Below are 2,517 nucleotides of genomic sequence, written 5' to 3'. Positions count from 1 at the left end.
GTCCCCCCACCAGTCGTCGTCGGGCCAGTCGTCCCCCCACCAGTCGTCCTCGTGGTCGTCACCGCCGTGCCCCGGCCCGACCTGCCCGGGCCCGGCCTGCCCCTCGACCGGCCGCCCGGGCTCGCTGCGCAACCCCGTCGGGCGCGGGGGCGAGGAGAAGGGCGTCGACGGGAAGGGCATCGAGGGGGTGGGAAGCGCGGTCGTGGGCGGCAGGGAGAAGGGCGGCGCGGTGGGCTTCGAAGTCGGCTTCGGGCTGGGCTTCGAGGTGGGCTTGGGGTCGGGTTTGGGCGGGTGGCAGGGGTGGTGCCCGTGCGGCGGCTTGGGCCCGTGGTGCCCCGGACCACCGGCGCCCGGCGCGACGCCGACTCCGACCTGGACGTCCACGTCCACGTCCACGCCGACGGTCACCTGCCCGCCCGGCCGTACCGACAGCGACACGTCGGTCTCGTCGCACACGCAGACGTCCACCGCCGGACCGCGCGGGGGCCGGCCGGACTGCCCCGCGCCGGAGGCGGTCGCTCCGCCGACCAGCGCGCAGACCGCGACCACGCAGGCCGCCGCGCCGATCAGCCGCACCCGTCGCCCGGGCGCCGCGCCCCCACCGCCGCCGGGCGGTATCCGGCGGATCTGCCGACGCTGGGGCATGGGCTCCACACACCTCTCGGGTCGTCCGGGGAGGACGGAACGGCTCGGGCCGACCGACCTCAGGGGAATGGGCGGAACGGTCAAGACGGGGAGAAAGATCAGATACGGTCGCATTCCTGATGGACATTCCATCGGGTACGACCAGAAGTGATCAGACATGGTCAGGCGGACGGCCCGCCTTCGGGGGGCGGGCCGTCCGTCATCAGGTCAAACGATCTTCGAGCCGGCCGGTTACGGCCCGCGCCCACTGTTCCGTGCGCTCAGCCGCGGCGGTGCGCGATCTCCACGTTCTCCAGCACGCCGACCGCGTCCGGCACCAGGATGGCGGTCGAGTAGTAGGCGCTGACCAGGTACGAGATGATCGCCTTCTCGTCGATGCCCATGAAGCGGACCGACAGCGACGGCTGGTACTCGTCCGGGATGCCGGTCTGGTGCAGGCCGATGACGCCCTGGTTGTCCTCACCGGTACGGATCACCAGGATCGAGCTGGTGTTCTCCTTGGTGACCGGGATCTTGTTGCACGGCAGGATCGGCACCCCGCGCCAGGCCGGCACCTGCTGCCCGCCGAGGTCGACGTGGGTGGGGTACAGCCCACGGGCGTTGAACTCCCGGCCGATCGCGGCGATGGTCCGCGGGTGGGCGAGCAGGTAGTCGGGATCACGGCGACGGTTGAGCAGCTCGTCCAGGTCGTCCGGGGTGGGCGGGCCGGAGTGGGTCTGGATGCGCTGGTCGAAGTCGGCGTTGTTGAGCAGGCCGAACTCCGGGTTGTTGACGATCTCGTGCTCCTGGCGCTCGCGCAGGGCCTCGATCGTCAGCCGCAGCTGGTGCTCGGTCTGGTTCATCGGCTGGTTGTACAGGTCCGCGACGCGGGTGTGGACCTTCAGGACGGTCTGCGCGACGCTCAGCTCGTACTCACGGGGCTTGAGCTCGTAGTCCACGAAGGCGCCGGGCAGCTCGAACTCGCCGCGGTGGCCGGCCGACATGGCGATCTCGGCCTCGCCGCGCTCGTTCTGCGCCTGGAGCGGCAGGGCCAGGAAGGCCTGGAGGTGCTCCTGGAGGCTGGGGGCGTTGTCCCGGATGGCGGCGAAGTCCGCCCGGGTCAGCGTCAGGGCGACACCGGCGGTGGCGGTCTTGGCGGTGAACTCCCAGGTGGCGTCCGGGTTCAGCAGCGCGTCCTCGCCGAAGCGGTCGCCGTCGCCGGCCACGCCGACCACGATGTCGTCGCCGTACTTGCCGGTGCCGATCTTGTTGACCTTGCCGTGCGCGATCAGGAAGATCTTGTCGGCGGCGTCCCCCTGGGTGGCGAGCACCTCGCCGGGGCCGAAGTCCCGCTGCTGGCAGCGGTCGGCCAGGGCGGTGAGGACGTCCTCCTCCTCGTAGCCGCGCAGCAGCGCCAGCTCGCCCAGCTCCGCCGGGATCACCCGGACCTGGGAGCCGGTCTTGATGAACTCCACCACCCCGTTGCCGACGGCGTAGGTGAGCCGGCGGTTGACGCGGTAGGCGCCACCGGCCGCCTGGACCCAGGGAAGCACCTTGAGCAGCCAGCGGGAGGTGATCTCCTGCATCTGCGGTGCGGACTTGGTCGTGGTGGCAAGGTTCCGGGCAGCGGCTGTCGCGAGGCTCTGCTGCTTGGCCTGCACTGCCTCCGGGCTCGTGTCCACGGTCATCGGCAGGGATCTCCATTCCTGTGATCGGGTCACGCGTCCAGGGGCACACCGGCCCGTCCTGGCGCATGCCATGACGGATCATCAGATCCGCTTACTGGTGGGGGCGTTGGTGTTTCACGCGAAAGGCGGCCGCCATCTCCGGGCGGCCCATCCGGAACCCTAGATCACCAGGACCCGACCGGGCCCGCACGGAGGCCCACTACCC

At 71.2% G+C, this 2,517-nt stretch carries 1 protein-coding gene and 1 pseudogene; both read right to left on the bottom strand.

The annotated features are described in order from the left end of the window. A pseudogene (locus ACIQOV_RS37055) lies at positions 1-645 on the bottom strand (hypothetical protein); the annotation flags it as partial. A 260-nt stretch (positions 646-905) separates the two neighbouring features. Next, positions 906-2,312 (bottom strand): family 2B encapsulin nanocompartment shell protein, encoded by a 1,407-nt coding sequence (locus ACIQOV_RS37050; protein ID WP_401055190.1) that lies wholly within the window; start codon positions 2,310-2,312, stop codon positions 906-908. Between the last annotated feature and the right edge of the window lie 205 nt (positions 2,313-2,517).

This window comes from Kitasatospora sp. NPDC091257, assembly GCF_044757675.1.
Taxonomy (GTDB): domain Bacteria; phylum Actinomycetota; class Actinomycetes; order Streptomycetales; family Streptomycetaceae; genus Kitasatospora; species Kitasatospora lactacystinica.
This window is presented reverse-complemented; position numbering and strand designations above follow the sequence as displayed.